The organism is Lysobacter sp. HA35, assembly GCF_054061195.1.
Genome location: NZ_JBSSDY010000001.1, coordinates 3,204,917 through 3,220,704 on the forward strand (window position 1 = coordinate 3,204,917; position 15,788 = coordinate 3,220,704).

14 protein-coding genes are annotated in these 15,788 nt (G+C 67.7%); 9 read left to right on the forward strand and 5 right to left on the reverse strand.

Translation table 11 applies throughout. From position 1 onward, the window contains the following. Nucleotides 1-24: 24 nt before the first annotated feature. Genes ACVWZN_RS15645 through ACVWZN_RS15660 form a run of 4 tightly spaced genes read right to left on the reverse strand, consistent with a single transcriptional unit; the run spans nt 25 to nt 3,614 of the window. On the reverse strand, nt 25-600 hold the full coding sequence (locus ACVWZN_RS15645) for a TlpA family protein disulfide reductase (RefSeq protein ID WP_456954621.1): 576 nt from the start codon (nt 598-600) through the stop codon (nt 25-27). Next, nucleotides 597-2,864 carry a protein-disulfide reductase DsbD domain-containing protein gene (locus ACVWZN_RS15650; protein WP_456954622.1) on the reverse strand — a complete coding sequence of 756 codons (2,268 nt, stop codon included), beginning with the start codon at nt 2,862-2,864 and terminating at the stop codon, nt 597-599. Before ACVWZN_RS15650 ends, ACVWZN_RS15645 begins: the two co-directional genes overlap by 4 nt. Beyond that, nucleotides 2,857-3,180 (reverse strand): divalent-cation tolerance protein CutA, encoded by a 324-nt coding sequence (gene cutA / locus ACVWZN_RS15655; RefSeq protein WP_456954623.1) that lies wholly within the window; start codon nt 3,178-3,180, stop codon nt 2,857-2,859. The genes ACVWZN_RS15650 and cutA overlap by 8 nt, the downstream gene beginning before the upstream one ends. 32 nt (nt 3,181-3,212) lie before the next feature. After that, nucleotides 3,213-3,614 carry a helix-turn-helix domain-containing protein gene (locus ACVWZN_RS15660; RefSeq protein ID WP_051235513.1) on the reverse strand — a complete coding sequence of 134 codons (402 nt, stop codon included), beginning with the start codon at nt 3,612-3,614 and terminating at the stop codon, nt 3,213-3,215. Between the two features lie 589 nt (nt 3,615-4,203). Here ACVWZN_RS15660 and groES point away from each other — a divergent pair. The 5 genes from groES to ACVWZN_RS15685 all read left to right on the forward strand — a co-directional run bounded on the left by groES (nt 4,204) and on the right by ACVWZN_RS15685 (nt 12,500). Further along, a complete protein-coding gene (gene groES, locus ACVWZN_RS15665) occupies nt 4,204-4,491 on the forward strand; it encodes a co-chaperone GroES (RefSeq protein ID WP_456954624.1) in 288 nt (95 codons plus the stop codon). Nucleotides 4,492-4,553: 62 nt separating this feature from the next. Further along, nucleotides 4,554-6,194, forward strand: a complete 1,641-nt coding sequence (groL, locus tag ACVWZN_RS15670) for a chaperonin GroEL (RefSeq protein WP_027083773.1) — start codon at nt 4,554-4,556, stop codon at nt 6,192-6,194. A gap of 262 nt (nt 6,195-6,456) precedes the next feature. After that, nucleotides 6,457-9,072 (forward strand): S8 family serine peptidase, encoded by a 2,616-nt coding sequence (locus tag ACVWZN_RS15675; protein WP_456954625.1) that lies wholly within the window; start codon nt 6,457-6,459, stop codon nt 9,070-9,072. 193 nt (nt 9,073-9,265) lie between these two features. Continuing rightward, a complete protein-coding gene (gene glnE / locus ACVWZN_RS15680; RefSeq protein WP_456954626.1) occupies nt 9,266-12,055 on the forward strand; it encodes a bifunctional [glutamate--ammonia ligase]-adenylyl-L-tyrosine phosphorylase/[glutamate--ammonia-ligase] adenylyltransferase in 2,790 nt (929 codons plus the stop codon). 4 nt (nt 12,056-12,059) lie between these two features. Beyond that, the gene (locus ACVWZN_RS15685; protein ID WP_456954627.1) at nt 12,060-12,500 is read left to right on the forward strand and encodes a GNAT family N-acetyltransferase; all 441 of its coding nucleotides are present in this window, start codon (nt 12,060-12,062) and stop codon (nt 12,498-12,500) included. Nucleotides 12,501-12,503: 3 nt separating this feature from the next. Here the strand turns inward: ACVWZN_RS15685 and ACVWZN_RS15690 are convergent, their stop codons facing one another. Beyond that, nucleotides 12,504-13,484, reverse strand: a complete 981-nt coding sequence (locus ACVWZN_RS15690; protein ID WP_456954628.1) for a mitochondrial fission ELM1 family protein — start codon at nt 13,482-13,484, stop codon at nt 12,504-12,506. Between the two features lie 87 nt (nt 13,485-13,571). Here ACVWZN_RS15690 and ACVWZN_RS15695 point away from each other — a divergent pair, with 87 nt between their 5' ends. The 4 genes from ACVWZN_RS15695 to ACVWZN_RS15710 are packed head-to-tail and all read left to right on the forward strand — an operon-like array spanning nt 13,572 to nt 15,779. Beyond that, a complete protein-coding gene (locus tag ACVWZN_RS15695) occupies nt 13,572-14,162 on the forward strand; it encodes a malonic semialdehyde reductase (RefSeq protein WP_456954629.1) in 591 nt (196 codons plus the stop codon). 24 nt (nt 14,163-14,186) lie between these two features. Beyond that, nucleotides 14,187-14,795 carry a YceI family protein gene (locus tag ACVWZN_RS15700; RefSeq protein ID WP_456954630.1) on the forward strand — a complete coding sequence of 203 codons (609 nt, stop codon included), beginning with the start codon at nt 14,187-14,189 and terminating at the stop codon, nt 14,793-14,795. Nucleotides 14,796-14,800: 5 nt separating this feature from the next. Next, nucleotides 14,801-15,508, forward strand: coding sequence for a pirin family protein (locus tag ACVWZN_RS15705; RefSeq protein ID WP_456954631.1), 708 nt, complete (start codon nt 14,801-14,803; stop codon nt 15,506-15,508). A 58-nt stretch (nt 15,509-15,566) separates the two neighbouring features. Further along, a complete protein-coding gene (locus ACVWZN_RS15710; protein WP_027083766.1) occupies nt 15,567-15,779 on the forward strand; it encodes a zinc-finger domain-containing protein in 213 nt (70 codons plus the stop codon). The last annotated feature ends 9 nt before the right edge of the window (nt 15,780-15,788 follow it).

The window sequence follows — 15,788 nt, forward strand, 5'->3', positions numbered from 1 at the left end:
CGTATCGCCGACGTTGGGCGAAATTCAATCGCGCGTTCGAAGCGCCTGCGCCGCCCAGTCGTCGAGGTCAGCGGGATTGAGCGGGCCTGCGGACGTGCGAAGGATCCGGCCGTCCGCGGCGATCAGCACGCTGTAGGGCAGTACGCCGCGCGTGTTGCCGAGCCGCGTGCCCGTATCGGCGGGACCCGGGGTGTCGATCAGGATCGGATACGCCACCGGGTGGGCGCGCAGGAAGGTCTGAACCGCTGCGGCGTCATCCAGTGCGATGCCGACCACTTGCACGCCGTTCGCGTCCTGTTTCTGGGCGAATCGGTCGAGTGCCGGCATTTCTTCGAGACAGGGGCCGCACCAGCTGGCCCAGAGATTCACCAGCACGGGTCCGCCATGGGCGAGTTCGACGACGGTGTGGCGTTTGCCGTCGAGACCGGGCAGTTCGATCTGTGGGGCGTGCGTGCCGGGCGATGGCGCTGTCGCTGCGTTGCGTTCCACGAGCTGGCCCAGTCGCGTTCCCTCGAGCCACCTGCCATCCGTTGCGAGACTCGCCGCCACGCCGAGCATCCCCGCGAGTACCGCGACGATGACGACAGTTCGCGTCCTCATCGTGCCGCTTCGGTGAGCGCGGTCGCGACGATGTCGGGCGTGAGCAGCGTCGGCAATACCTTCGGCTCGCCGTGGCGCGGGTAGACGACGTAGAGCGGGACACCCACGGCACCGTGGCTCTGCAGGAAGGCGGTTAGCGCCGGGTCGACGTCCGTGTAATCACCGACGAGATAGGTGGCGTTCGCCGCGCGCAGCGCGTCGGTGAAGCCCGGGCGGCCGAACACGGCACGTTCGTTGGCCTTGCAGCTCACGCACCAGTCTGCGGTGATGTTGACGAAGACGACGCGGCCTTCGGTGCGCAGTGCGGCCAATCGCGCATCGGTAAACGGTTCGCGCGACGAATCAACCACCGGCGTCGCGTTCGGGCGCGGCAGGCGATGCACGGTCGTCAGCGCCATGCCTGCGCCGACGAGTGCGACCACCAAAGCGACCACGCCCCAGGCGCGGCCGCGATGATGCGTGCGGTTCCACGCCCACGCGGCGAACGCGATCGCGACGGCGGCCGCGAGCGTCCAGGCGATCGCATCCGGCCCGCGCTGGCGGCCGAGTACCCACAGCAACCACGCGCACGTCAGGTACAGCGGGAACGCGAGCGCCTGCTTCAGCGTCTCCATCCATGCACCGGGACGCGGCAGCATCGCGGCGAGCCGCGGCACGAGCCCGATCAGGATGAAGGGCAGGGCGAGCCCGAACCCCAGCGCGACGAACACGGCGAGCGCGAGCACAGTCGGCGCGAGGAAGGCCCACGCCAGCGCGGCACCCATGAACGGCGCGGTGCAGGGCGTCGCGACGACGACGGCGAGCACGCCCGTAAAGAAGTCTCCGGCGAGGCCGCTTCGCTCCGTCAGCGAATGGCCCGCACCCGTCCAACGACCGCCGACATGCCAGACGCCCGACAGGCTCAGCCCTAGCGCGAACATCACCAGTGCCAGCACGGCGACCACGACGGGTTCCTGCAGCTGGAATCCCCAGCCAAGCGCGTGCCCTGCGTGTCGCAACGCAAGCGCGAGACCGCCGAGCGCGACGAAGCTCAGCACGACGCCCGCGGTGTACGCGAATGCATGGCGACGCGCGGCCGTCGGCGAATGGCTTTCGGCGAGCGACAACGCTTTCAGCGAGAGCACCGGCAGCACGCACGGCATCAGGTTGAGCACGAGCCCGCCGAGCAGCGCGAGCAGTAGCGCGGATAGCGCGTCGCCGGCTTGGACGCTGCGTGGCGCGGGCGGTGCCTGGCGTGCGGGCATCGCGAGCGGGGTGCTCGCCGCGACGGGTGCGTCGTTGTTCGTCGTCGCGATGCTCGCTGCGTCGTTTGCTGCGGACGACGCGACATCGTTCGACGACGCAGTCGGTGTCGCGCTCGCCGCAGTCGTCGCAATCGCACCCGCCGGCAACTCCACATCGACCGTCCGCGTCATCGGCGGATAGCAGATGCCGTCGTTCTGGCAGCCCTGGAAGCGTGCGGTGAGCTTGAGCGTTCGCGCGGTCGTCGCGGTGCGCGTCACCGGCAACGTCAGGTCGACCGGGTCGAAATACACCGCGACGTCGCCGAAATGTTCGTCGCGATGCATGCGCGCCTGCGGCCAGCGCGGCGCGGCGAGCGCGAAGCCCGCAGCGCGCGACGCGGCATCGAGCTGGAACGTGGTGCGATCGCGATACAGGTAGTAGCCCGGCGCCGGCGAGAAGCGCACCAGCACGGCGTTCGACGTGCCGGGAATCGCTTCGAAACGGAACGCGTCTTCGGCCGGCAGCGGTGCGGCGTCGACGCCGCCGGTCGCGCCGCGTGCGAGCGCGAAAGGCGAGCGGCCGAGTGCGGACGCAGGCGCCATGTTCGCGAGAGGCAGGTCGACAGTCAGTCGTCGCGTCTGCGGCGGATAGCAGACGCCCGCATCCGCGCAGCCCTGGTACTTGATCGTCACGACAGTGGTGGCGGCCGACGGCGTGCCCGGCAGCGTGGCGACGAGCGCATCGCGATAGGTCTCGACGTCGCCGAAGAATTCGTCGTGATGCGCGTTCCCCTTGGGCAGCCGCACTGCGCCCGCGTCGAAGCCGGCGTCGGCCTGCACGCCGATGCGATGTCGATACAGGTAGTAGCCCTTCGCGATCGTCCAGCGCACTTCGATCGCGCCGTCGGTGTAACGCGCGCTCGGCACAAACACGCTGTCGACCGGCGGCAGCTGATCGGGCGTGATCGCGTGCGCGCGCAACGACACCGCGGCGAGGAGCAGGAAACAGGTGCCGGCGATCCGGCGCAACAGGTCAGGCATTCGGTCGGCTCTGGGCGATCACCCAGTCGAGGTAGGCGGGTGCGCCGGCCGTCGCATCGAGCGCGAGCAGTTCGGACACGTCATAGGGGTGCAAGGTCTGTACGCGACCGATGACGTCGGGGATGCGGTCGTCCGCCGTCTTGATCAGCAGCAGGATCTCGTCGGCGCGTTCGACGCGGCCTTCCCAGCGGTAGGTCGAGCGCAGGCCGGGCAGTTGCTGCACGCAGGCGGCGAGGCGTTCGTCAACCAGCGCGGTCGCGATGCGATCGGCCGTCGCCGCGTCCGGGCAGGTGCAATGAAGGACGACGGCGTGCATGCGTCGATTGTAGCGAGCGGCCGCGCGCGGCCTCAGGTTTCGCGCTTGGAACTGCGGGAGCGGCCGGTGCGCAGCGCGGCCATCTGTTCCATCAGTTCCACCAGTGGCGCCTGACTGCGCGGCGGCAGGCTACGGAAGGCGGTGAGCATGCGCAGCTCGAGCGGCTCGTCCACCATCGTGGCGTCCACCGCGGCGACGCCGTCCATCGCGTCGTCGGCCGACAGCGCCATGCGGCCGCGGCCCGTCGCTATCCATTCGAACTGCACGCCGGTCACCGTCGCCACGCGGCGCAGGTTGGACATGCTCGGGCTCTTGCCCTGCACGGCCTCCCAGTGGCTCACCGCACTGCGCTGGACGCCGACGGCCTCGGCCAGCGCCGACTGCGACAGGCCAGCGTGGCGTCGGGCGAGGCGGATTCGCTGCTGGGAATTCATCGAAAGTGACGCTCCGCGTCAGTGAAAATGACGCCCGAGGGCCGAGTTTACCGTTTTTCACCTCGCTACCAATAAAACCGGCATGAGGTGCGCTTCGGGTCACACTATTGGATGAAGGGTGGATGAAACCCGGGAATGAATACGATTTCATAAATGTCCGGTTTCCATCCGCTACCGGAATCGGACGTCTCTATCGGTAGCGGCGGGGTGGCGCGGGTGACGTGGACCGCCCACAATCGCCCCACGTCGACAGGGACCGTCGGCAGACATGGGGTCACGGGTTCTTGGGGAGACGCGCCGGATCGCGCGAGCTCGGATAGCCATCCTCAAAAGCCGAGAGCGCGTTTCTTCGGGACGCGCTCTTTTTTTGTCTGCGCGTTTCGTACTTGTGACGACCGCAGGCCTCGGGTTCGTCCGAACTTTTTCGCCCGCTGGCCCTTGAAAGCCGCGAGGCGCATCCCATATCCCGCCCCGTCCGCGATGCGGGCGCATCACGCCCGGTGTTTGGCACTCGCGGGCGTCGACTGCTAAAATTTCCCGTCTTTCGCTGTAATTTCAATCACTTAATCGCTTAGCCGGAGGTTCGTGCATGAACATCAAGCCGCTCTACGACCGCGTGGTCATCAAGCGCATGGAAGAAGAAAAGGTCTCGGCCGGTGGCATCGTCATCCCCGATTCGGCCACCGAAAAGCCGATCAAGGGTGAAGTCGTCGCGGTCGGCGAAGGCAAGGCCTTCGACAACGGCAACCTGCGCGCCCCGAAGGTCAAGGTCGGCGACAAGGTGCTCTTCGGCAAGTACAGCGGCACGGAAGTGAAGCTGGACGGCACCGAGTACCTGGTGGTGAAGGAAGACGACATCTTCGCGGTCCTCGGCTGATCGCGTCCTTCCGTACCCGCATCTCCTTTTTGAACACTTTTAGCTGACAGAGGTAATTGCAAATGGCTGCCAAGGAAATTCGTTTCGGTGAGGACGCGCGCGCCAAGATGCTGCGCGGTGTCAACGTGCTCGCCAATGCCGTCAAGGCAACGCTCGGCCCGAAGGGCCGCAACGTCGTGCTCGAGAAGAGCTTCGGCGCGCCGACGATCACCAAGGACGGCGTGTCCGTCGCCAAGGAGATCGAACTGGCCGACAAGTTCGAGAACATGGGCGCGCAGATGGTGAAGGAAGTCGCTTCGCGCACCTCCGACAACGCCGGTGACGGCACCACGACCGCGACCGTGCTCGCACAGGCGCTGATCCGCGAGGGCATGAAGGCGGTCGCCGCCGGCATGAACCCGATGGACCTCAAGCGCGGCATCGACAAGGCGGTCACCGCTGCCGTCGCCGAGCTGAAGAACATCTCCAAGCCGTCGTCGACGAGCAAGGAAATCGCGCAGGTCGGTGCGATCTCGGCCAACTCCGACCAGAACATCGGCGACCTCATCGCGCAGGCGATGGACAAGGTCGGCAAGGAAGGCGTGATCACGGTTGAAGACGGTTCGGGCCTCGAGAACGAGCTCGACGTCGTCGAGGGCATGCAGTTCGACCGCGGCTACCTCTCGCCGTACTTCATCAACAACCAGCAGTCGATGCAGGCCGAGCTGGACGACCCGTTCATCCTGCTGCACGACAAGAAGATCTCGAACGTCCGTGACCTGCTGCCCGTGCTCGAAGGCGTGGCCAAGGCCGGCAAGCCGCTGCTGATCATCGCCGAGGAAGTCGAAGGCGAAGCGCTGGCGACCCTCGTCGTCAACACGCTGCGCGGCATCGTCAAGGTGTGCGCGGTCAAGGCGCCGGGCTTCGGTGATCGCCGCAAGGCGATGCTGGAAGACATGGCGATCCTCACCGGCGGCACCGTGATCTCCGAGGAAGTCGGCCTGCAGCTCGAGAAGGCGACGATCAAGGATCTCGGCCGCGCGAAGAAGGTGCAGGTCTCGAAGGAGAACACCACCATCATCGACGGCGCCGGCGAAACCGGTGGCATCGAAGGCCGCATCAAGCAGATCAAGGCGCAGATCGAGGAGACCTCCTCCGACTACGACCGCGAGAAGCTGCAGGAGCGCGTTGCCAAGCTCGCCGGTGGCGTCGCGGTGATCAAGGTCGGTGCGTCGACCGAGATCGAAATGAAGGAAAAGAAGGCGCGCGTCGAAGACGCCCTGCACGCCACGCGTGCGGCGGTCGAGGAAGGCATCGTTCCGGGCGGCGGCGTTGCGCTGCTGCGCGCGAAGGCCGCGATCAAGGGCCTGACCGGTGCGAACGAAGACCAGAACCACGGCATCCAGATCGCCCTGCGCGCGATGGAAGCGCCGCTGCGCGAGATCGTGACCAACGCCGGCGAAGAGCCGTCGGTCATCGTCAACAAGGTCGTCGAAGGCAATGGCGCGTACGGCTACAACGCCGCGACCGGCGAGTATGTCGACATGATCGAGGCCGGCATCCTGGATCCGACCAAGGTCACGCGTACCGCGCTGCAGAACGCCGCGTCGATCGCCGGCCTGATGATCACGACCGAAGCGATGGTCGGTGAGCTGCCGAAGAAGGACGAGCCGGCCATGGGCGGCGGCGGTGGCATGGGCGGCATGGGCGGCATGGACTTCTAAGTCCCGCTTTCCGCTGCACCGCAACACGAAAAGCCCCGCGAAAGCGGGGCTTTTTCTTTGGGCGACCGGCTTTGGGCCAAGCACGGCATGGCCCGGTCCGAGCCTGCCCGACCGTTCGTCGCAGGGCGTCCGATATGTGACACATGTCGCGTTTCGTGAAGATAGGCTAAATCACGGCTTCCACTTCGTCCTGTCCGGCGTGGGGGCTGCGTTCAACCGCCGTCCAGTGGCTCCCCCTCCCCCGAACTGACGAGGTTTCGCCGTGAAGAAGTCGTCCACCCTCGCTTTATCCGTCCTCGCATGCGCGTGCGTCGCCGCGCTTGCGGCTGACGTGCCGCCTTACATCGAACTGCAATCGCAGGAGTCCGGCCTGACCGCCGACGCCGACAGCACGCCGGTCGACGAGTCGCCGCAGCGCTGGTTCGTCGAGCTCAGCAATGCGCCGCTGGCCGACCGCGGCTCCGCGGCGCAGCTCTCGAGCGAGAAGCAGTCGTTCCGCAACGCCGCACGCAGTGCGGGCGTCAAGTACATCGAGAACTACGCGTTCGACAACCTGTTCAACGGCTTCTCGATCACCGTCTCGCGTGCGCAGCTCGGCACCATCGCGCGCATGCCGGGCGTCAAGGCGGTCTACCCGGTGCAGACGGTGAAGATGCCGGACAGCACGCCGGGCTCGCAGTACAACCCTGACCTGTACACCGCGCTGCAGATGACCGGCGCGGACATCGCGCAGAACAGCCTCGGCCTCGACGGCACGGGCGTGCGCGTGGCGGTGATGGACACCGGCATCGACATCGACCATCCGGCCTTCGGCGGTGGCGGCGTCAATGGTGGCACCCCGTTCCCGAGCGCGCGCGTGATCGCCGGCTGGGACTTCGTGGGCGATGCGTACAACGCCGATCCCAGCTCAGCCGCCTACAACCCGGTGCCGACGCCGGATGCGCGTCCCGATGACTGCGCGGGCCATGGCACGCACGTCGCCGGCATCATCGGTGCGAACGGGTCGGTCAAGGGCGTCGCGCCCAAGGTGTCGTTCGGCGCGTATCGCGTGTTCGGTTGCTCGGGTTCGACCACCGACGACGTGATGCTCGCGGCGATGGAACGCGCGCAGGCCGACCGCATGCAGGTGCTCAACATGAGCATAGGTTCGGCGTTCGACTGGCCGCAATCGCCGACCGCGAAGGCCGCGTCGCGCCTGGTCGACCACGGCATGGTCGTAGTGGCATCGGCAGGCAACGACGCCGCCACCGGCATGTATTCGCTCGGCGCGCCCAGCGTCGGCGACAAGGTCATCGGTGTCGCGTCGTACGACAACATCGGCATCGCGCAGCCCGCGTTCCAGGTGTCGCCGGACAACGCGAAGGTCGGCTTCAATGCCGCCACCGGCGCGCCGCCGCCGCCGAGCTCGGGCACTGGCGTTCTCGCGCGCACCGGCACGACGTCGTCGACTAGTGACGCGTGTTCCGCGCTGCCGGCCAACAGCCTCGCCGGCAAGGTCGCGTTGATCCGTCGCGGCACCTGCTCGTTCTACATCAAGGCGACGAACGCACAGGCCGCCGGCGCGGTCGGCGTGCTGCTGTACAACAACGTGGCGGGCGCACTGAACCCGACCGTCGCCGGTTCTCCGTCGGTCAACATCCCCACCGTGGGTATCAGCGCCGCGGACGGCGCATTGCTCGACGGCCGCATCGCGAGCGGCACGACGCAGATCACCTGGGGCGATTTCCACGTCTCGCAGCCGAATCCGACCGGCGGGCTGATCTCGTCGTTCTCGTCGTGGGGCCTGTCGCCCGACCTGACGCTCAAGCCCGACATCGGCGCACCGGGCGGCTCGATCTACTCGACGTTCCCGCTCGAACTCGGTGGCTATGCCTCGCTGAGCGGTACCTCGATGTCGTCGCCGCACGTCGCGGGTGCCGCGGCGCTGCTGCTGCAGGCACTGCCGCGCACGCCGGCGCAGGCCGTGCGTTCGATCCTGCAGAACACTGCGCAGCCGTCGACGTGGTCCGGCGCTCCGGGTGGCCCGTACATCGAAGCCACGCATCGCGCGGGCGCCGGCATGTTGCACATCGATCGCGCCATCGTCGAAGCCACGCGCGTCGAGCCCGGCAAGCTGTCGCTGGGTGAAGGCCAAGCGGGCCCGCAGACGCGCACGCTGACCCTCAGCAACAACGGGTCGACGCCGGTGACGTATGCGATGAGCGCCGTGCAGTCGGTCGGCACGTTCGGCAGCACGTTCGCGCCGCAGTACTTCATCGGCGGCGGCGTGGCGGCGAACTTCTCCGCTCCGTCGGTGACGGTCGCGCCGCACGGCACGGCGTCGGTCAACGTGACCATCACCCCGGCACAAACCGGCATTGGTTACGACGGCGGCATCTACGGCGGCTACGTCGTCATGACGCCCAACGATGGCAGCAGCACGTTGCGCGTTCCGTTCGCCGGCTACATCGGCGATTACCAGGCGCGTCAGGTGCTGGTGCCGACGGCGAACGGCTTCCCGTGGCTCGCGAAGCTCACCGGCAGCTCGTACTTCAACCAGCCGTCGGGCGCCGCGTACACGATGGCGGGCAACGACATCCCGTTCTTCCTGATCCACTTCGACCACCAGTCCGCCGCGATCCGCATGGACGTGTTCGACGCGGACTCCGGTCGTTCGTGGCACAGCGCGTTCTCGACCCAGTTCTTCGGCCGCAACTCGTCGGCGACGGGCTTCTACGCGTTCTCGTGGGACGGCACGACGACGCAGGGCGGCAGGGCGTACACGGTCCCGAACGGGCGCTACACCGTGCTGCTGCAGGTGCTGAAGGCGAACGGCGATTCCAGCAACCCGGCGCATTGGGAAACCTGGCGTTCGCCGGTCATTACCGTCGCTCGCTGAGAGGGCCGAGCGTGGGGCGACCACGGACGGCCGCCTGAACGGTAAAGTTTTTGCTGCACTGCAGCGTGCATTCACCATCACGTCTCTTTAACGATAGAGCTGCATCCCGACGTGGGGGAGGGAGCAAAGGCCCGCTGGTGGCGACACCAGCGGGCTTTTTTTCGTCCCGGGTTTGCGCAAGGCGCGTGACAGAATGCCGCGCATGAGCGAACCGACCCGCGCCGCGGATGCCGTCGACGCCGCGGTCGAACGCGCGATCCGTCGTCTCGGCGTCGCGCAGAACGCAGCCGATCGAGTCGCGGACGTCGCCCGCACAAGCGACTTCGCGATCGACGTACTCGCACGCGATCCGACGCTTCTCGCGCAACTGCTGGCCGACGACGGTGCATCGCCGGTCACCGAACCCATCCTCGATCCCGCGACGCCGTCCGACTGGCCGTCGCAACTGCGCCGCTATCGCACCGCTGCTTCGACGCGCCTGATCTGGCGTGACGTGCATGGCCTCGACGATGTCGACACGACGCTCGCCGGCAGCACGCAACTCGCCGAGCGTTGCCTGGCGCTCGCGATGGATGCATTGGAAGCGCAGTTCGTCGCACGCCATGGTCACCTGCGCGACGCCGACGGTCGCATCCAGCGACTGGTCGTGTTCGGTCTCGGCAAACTCGGCGGCGGCGAACTCAATTTCAGTTCCGACATCGACCTCGTGTACGCCTACGAGAATGGCGGCGAGTCCGATGGCGCGCGTCCGCTCGATGCCGAAGGCTATTTCACCCGGCTCGGCCAACAGCTCGCGAAGCTGCTCGACGAAGTCACCGCCGACGGCTTCTCGCATCGCGTCGACCTGCGCCTTCGGCCGTTCGGCACCGCCGGACGGATCGCGTGGTCATTCGCCGCGCTCGAGCAGTACTTCCAGCGCGAAGGCCGCGACTGGGAGCGCTACGCGTGGCAGAAGGCGCGGCCCGTCGCGGGCGACGTCGAAGCCGGTGAGCGGTTTCTCGAAACGCTGCGGCCGTTCGTCTATCGCCGCTATCTCGACTTCGGTGCGCTCGACGGCCTGCGCACAATGAAGGCGTCGATCGCGGCGGAAGTCGCGCGTCGCGAGCTGGTCGATGACATCAAGCGCGGGCCGGGCGGGATACGCGAGATCGAGTTCCTCGTGCAGGCCCTGCAGCTGATCCGCGGCGGTCGCGAGCCGGCGTTGCGCGGACGTCGCTTGCTGCCGTCGCTGCGTGCGCTGGTCGAGGCCGGGCATGTCGACGCGGAAACAGGGGACACCCTGATCGCCGCTTACCGCACGCTGCGTCGCGTCGAAAATCGCCTGCAGATGCTCCGTGATGCGCAGACGCATGCGCTGCCCGATGACGAGGCCGCACGTCATCGCATCGCTACCGGGCTTGGTTATCGGGACTGGGACGAGTTCCGCGTCGCACTCGATGCGGTGCGCGCTCGCGTGACGGCCGAGTTCAACGCACTGCTTGCACCGCGCGAACGCTCCGCCGCACCCGATGCACTCGGGGTCTACTGGTGCGCTTTGCCGGCTCGCGGCGACGCGACGACGCTTGCCGACGCCGGATTTCCCCAAGCGAACGAAGCCGACGCGCTGCTGCGCGACTTCGCGCGATCGCCCGCAGTGCACGCGTTGTCGGATGCGACGCGCGCGCGCCTCGATCGAGTAATGCCCGCGCTGCTGCACGGCGCCGCGCAGTCGCGCGAGCCGCTGCTCGCGATGCGTCGGTTGGTCGCTCTGGTCGCGAATGTGCTGCGCCGAAGCGCGTATCTCGCATTGCTGGACGAGCAACCCGTCGCGCTGGGCCGCCTCGTCGACGTGGTCGCGCACAACGCGCTGCTTGCCGAGCGGCTCGCCGCATATCCGCTTCTGCTCGATGAATTGCTCGACGCGCGCATCGCCGGCACTTTGCCCGACCGCGACGAACTGAGCGCGGCCTGCAATGCCGCAGTCGAAGGCATCGACGACACCGAGCACGCGTTGCGCGCGCTCAACGAAGTGCGACAGGCGCTGAGTTTTCGCATCGCAATGGCGGTGCGGGATCGTCGTCAGCCGGCGGACGAAAGTGCGCGGCAACTTGCGTGGCTCGCCGATGCCGTCGTCGACGTCGTGGTTCGCATTGCCGAGAACGAAGTCGCGGCCGCGAGCGGGCGTGTGCCCGGCGCGCGTTTTGCTGTGCTCGGCTACGGCAGTCTCGGCGGCGAGGAGCTCGGCTTCGGTTCCGACCTCGATCTCGTCTTCCTGTACGACGCACCGGCCGACGCAGAGTCCGACGGCGCGCGCACGCTCGACGCGCAACGCTGGTTCGCACGCCTCGCGCAGAAGGTCGTCGCGCTGCTTGGTGCGGCGACGGGTGCAGGACGCCTTTACGACGTTGACGTGCGCTTGCGCCCCGATGGCGCGAAGGGCCTGCTCGTCTCGAGCCTCGCCAGCTTCGCCGCCTACCAGCGCGAGCGCGCGTGGACGTGGGAGCACCAGGCGCTCGTGCGCGCGCGCTGCATCGGCGGTGACAAATCGCTCTGTGCCGACTTCGAGCACGTCCGCGCCGAGGTGCTCGGGCGCGAGCGCGACGTCGCGACGGTGATGGACGACGTCGCGAAGATGCGCCAGCGCATGCGCGCCGAACTCGACCGATCCGACGCAGCGAACTTCGACCTCAAACAGGGTGAGGGCGGGCTCGTCGATCTCGAATTCGTGCTGCAGGCATTGGTGCTCGCACATGCGTCGCACGCGCCGTCGCTGCTGGAGCCGCGCAATACACGCGCGCTGATCGATGCGTGTCGTGCGGCGCGAGTAATGGATGACGCCGTCGCGACGCCACTCGCCGAAGCGCACGCGCTGATGCTGGCCAGCGGGCTGGACTGCACGCTCGACCGTCGGACACGACGTGTTCCGCCCGGCGGCGCGATCGACGCCGCGCGGGCGATTGTCCGCGAAGCCGCGCAAGCCTGTGGCCTGCAATTCCTCGGATGACGCGATGACGACGACCGTTCGCAACGCGCATGTCGACGATGCCCGGGCGATCGCCGCCCTGTCCGGCCAGCTCGGCTACGCCGCGACCGAACAGCAGATGGCCGAGCGCTTGAGCCTGCTTGCCGACGACGTGCATGGCGCGGCGTTCGTCGCGGAAGTCGATGGCGATGTCGTTGGATGGATCGCGGTCGCAAGGCGGCTCACCATCGAGTACGGCATCACGTTCGAGATCACCGGGCTCGTGGTCGACGCCGGCCGCCGCCGCACCGGTGCGGGTCGCCTGCTTGTGCAGGCCGCGGAGCAATGGGCGCAGGCGCACGGCGGCGATGCGCTGGTCGTGCGCTCGAACGCAGCGCGCGAGGTGTCGCACGTGTTCTACGAAGGGATCGGTTTCACGCGCACGAAGACCCAGCACGTCTACCGCCGCGACATCGACCGCGGCTGAGCCTTACTTCGACGGCGCAGGAAGACCGAGACGTTCCCGCAGCAAGGCCGCGACGCGCTGCGTCTCGCGCATCGGCTCCGCATCGAACCGCACCAGCTCGCGTGACAGCGGCTGGATCCGCCCCGACTTGAGCAGTGCGTTCACGAAGCGACGCGGCCGACCGCGGATCTTGCGCTCGCCAGCAACGAACACCGGCGCGCGCGTCGCGGATGCTTCCGACAGCATGTTCACCGAGTCCGCGGTGCAGATGATGCGGTCGGCCCAACCCAGCAGCGCGGCATAGGGATTGCGGCCGTCGACCGAGCCTGTCCACACCACGCCGGGCAAGCCGGCCAGACGCTTCTTCACCCGCGCGACCATCTTCGGCGGCGTGCGACGCGACGTCGTTGCCAAGACGCTGCCGCCTTCGCGTTCGATCAGTGCGCGCACGTCGCGCAGCCATCGATCGAGTCGTTGTACCGAGAGCCGCATGTTCGAGGTCGGCCCACCGATCAGCAGCGTCGTGCGCGGGCCGGGCAACGAACCCAGCGCTGCGAACGCCGCACGCGATGCGCCCAGCCACGTGTCCTGCACGGGGTTGAGCGAGCCGATGAGTTCGATCGCATTCGGCGCGCGCAGACGATCGTGCGCCGGCGAGATCACGACGTCCCAATGCGACGTATCGATGCGCGGGTCGAGGATCTGTACGGCATGCGCACCACGCGTGCGAAGCAGTCGCGTCGCCAGCGCGGCCTGGCGGCCACAACCGATCACCAGCGTCTGCGCGAGGTCCGGATCACGCAATCGCTGCGCGAACTCGTCGCCGAACGCACGCTCGGCATTGCCGACGATGCGCGGCGCGAACCAGCGCCACGGCAGGCGCGGCCTGAGGACGAGGTCCTGCGTCGGCAGCTTCAGGGCGTCCGCCAATGCACGCGCTTGGCGCACGTTGCCGGCGTGGCCATCGGTGACGACGAGGGTTCGGGTTGGGGTCGAACGTTGCACGGGTCAGATCGATCCGTTCTGGGGCGGCCACGGCCGTTTTGCGGGCGTGACTCTACACTGCGCCCACCCCACGTCGAGGAAATGCCGATGTCGCAGCCGCTGTCGAAGGAGGCGCTCGACCAGCTGTTCGTCACCGCCCGCACCCATAACCGCTTCACCGGCGAGGTCAGCGACGAGACGCTGCACAGGCTCTACGACCTGGTGAAGATGGGCCCGACCACCGCGAACGCATCGCCGGCGCGCTTCGTCTTCCTCAAGTCCGCGGAAGCCAAGCAGCGGTTGGCGCCTGCGCTGGACGAAGGCAACCGTGCGAAGACGCTTGAAGCGCCGGTCGTCGCCATCGTCGCGCACGACATGGCGTTCTACGACAAGCTGCCGTACCTGTTCCCGCATACCGATGCCAAGGGCTGGTTCGACACCAAGCCCGAGGCGCAGCTGGAAACCATCGCGCTGCGTAACGGTTCGCTGCAGGGCGCGTACCTGATCCTCGCCGCGCGTGCGCTGGGGCTCGATACCGGCCCGATGTCGGGCTTCGACAATGCGAAGGTCGACGCCGAGTTCTTCGGCGGCACGAAGATCCGTTCCAACTTCCTCGTCAATCTCGGGGAAGGCGATGCCAGCAAGATTTTCGACCGTTCGCCGCGTCTGCCGTTCGACGAAGCAGCGCGAATCCTCTAAGCGACACCACACGGAGCTCCGTCCATGTTCAAGCGCATCGCCCTCGGTTTCGCACTCGCCGGCCTCGCCAGCGTCGCCTTCGCCGCACCGCTCACCTACACGATGGACGCGAACCACACGCAGGTCACCGCGACGTGGACGCACTTCGGTTATTCGCACCCGTTCGCGAACTTCGGCCAGGCCGACGGCACGATCGTCTATGACCCGCAGAACGTGGGCGCCTCGTCGGTGAAGGTGACACTGCCGCTCGCCGGCCTCGACTCCACCATTCCCGCGCTCGACGAACACCTGCGCAGCGCCGATTTCTTCGACGCCGAAAAGTACCCGACCATCACCTTCACCAGCACGAAGGTGGAAGCCGCCGGCGACAAGAAGCTGCGCGTCACCGGCGACCTCACCGTGCACGGCGTGACCAAGCCGGCAGTGCTCGACGTCACCATCAACGGCGCCGGCCCGCATCCGATGAGCAAGCGCGAAGCGGTCGGCTTCGATGCGACGACCACGATCAAGCGCAGCGATTTCGGCGTCACCAAGTACGTGCCGAACGTCAGCGACGACATCCAGATCCGCATCACCACCGAAGCGATGGTGCCGAAGGCCGACGGCGCGCCGATGCCGCCGAAGCAGAAGTAACAACGATGATCATCGAGCGCCCGGGCGATTCACGCGGCCATGCGAAGCACGGCGGTTGGCTCGACAGCCACCACACGTTCTCGTTCGGCAGCTTCTACGACCCGCAGTGGATGGGCTTCGGGCCGCTCCGCGTGATCAACGAAGACCGCGTTGCCGGCGGCGGGGGCTTCCCGCCGCACGGCCACGCGAACATGGAAATCCTGTCGATCGTGCTCGACGGCCAGCTCGCGCATAAGGACAGCGCGGGCGGCGGTGGCACGGTCGGCCGTGGCGAAGTGCAGTGGATGAGCGCCGGCCACGGCGTGCAGCACAGCGAATTCAACGCGTCCAAGACCGAGGCCGTGCATTTCCTGCAGGTCTGGATCCAGCCCGATCGCGTGAACGCGCCTCCGGCCTATGCGCAGCGCGCACCGCAGCCCGGCGACGACAGCGGCGAGTGGGTGCTGCTCGCATCGCCCGACGGCGCCGATGGCAGCATCGCGATCCGCCAGGACGCGCGGCTGCATCGCGTCGAGCTCGCGGCGGGTGCCAGCGTCCACCACACGCTCGACAGCGACCGCCGCTACTGGCTGCAGGTCGCACGCGGCACCGTGATGGCCGCCGACCGCGTGCTGCGAGCCGGCGATGCGCTGGGCTTCGTGGAAGAGGGCGGTCCCCTCGCGATCGAAGCCAACGGCGCGGCCGAGGTCCTGCTGTTCGACCTGCCGCACTGACGGGCCGTCGCGGCCCGGCTGGTAGAATCGCCGGCCTCACCGCACCGTCCTGCCGTCCATGACCGACCGCAACGCCACCAGCGCCCCGCAGACCGCCGAGCCGGCCAATGCCCGCCAGCGCTACGTCGTCGGCGCAAAGGACCTGCCGCTGAGCTGCCCGCTGCCCGAAATGGCGCTGTGGAACTCGCACCCGCGCGTCTACCTGCCCATCGAGGCCGAGCGCGAGTGCCAGTGCCCGTACTGCGGCGCGCACTTCGTCCTGGAAGACTGAGGCGTCCAC

Excerpts from the sequence above, each read along its gene's own strand:
- ACVWZN_RS15695 (WP_456954629.1), top strand. The coding sequence starts at position 13,572 with ATGTCGCAGCCGCTGTCGAAGGAGGCGCTCGACCAGCTGTTCGTCACC.
- groL (WP_027083773.1), top strand. The coding sequence starts at position 4,554 with ATGGCTGCCAAGGAAATTCGTTTCGGTGAGGACGCGCGCGCCAAGATG.
- ACVWZN_RS15645 (WP_456954621.1), bottom strand. The coding sequence starts at position 600 with ATGAGGACGCGAACTGTCGTCATCGTCGCGGTACTCGCGGGGATGCTC.
- ACVWZN_RS15660 (WP_051235513.1), bottom strand. The coding sequence starts at position 3,614 with ATGAATTCCCAGCAGCGAATCCGCCTCGCCCGACGCCACGCTGGCCTG.
- ACVWZN_RS15700 (WP_456954630.1), top strand. The coding sequence starts at position 14,187 with ATGTTCAAGCGCATCGCCCTCGGTTTCGCACTCGCCGGCCTCGCCAGC.
- ACVWZN_RS15685 (WP_456954627.1), top strand. The coding sequence starts at position 12,060 with ATGACGACGACCGTTCGCAACGCGCATGTCGACGATGCCCGGGCGATC.
- glnE (WP_456954626.1), top strand. The coding sequence starts at position 9,266 with ATGCCGCGCATGAGCGAACCGACCCGCGCCGCGGATGCCGTCGACGCC.
- cutA (WP_456954623.1), bottom strand. The coding sequence starts at position 3,180 with ATGCACGCCGTCGTCCTTCATTGCACCTGCCCGGACGCGGCGACGGCC.
- groES (WP_456954624.1), top strand. The coding sequence starts at position 4,204 with ATGAACATCAAGCCGCTCTACGACCGCGTGGTCATCAAGCGCATGGAA.
- ACVWZN_RS15710 (WP_027083766.1), top strand. The coding sequence starts at position 15,567 with ATGACCGACCGCAACGCCACCAGCGCCCCGCAGACCGCCGAGCCGGCC.
- ACVWZN_RS15650 (WP_456954622.1), bottom strand. The coding sequence starts at position 2,864 with ATGCCTGACCTGTTGCGCCGGATCGCCGGCACCTGTTTCCTGCTCCTC.
- ACVWZN_RS15705 (WP_456954631.1), top strand. The coding sequence starts at position 14,801 with ATGATCATCGAGCGCCCGGGCGATTCACGCGGCCATGCGAAGCACGGC.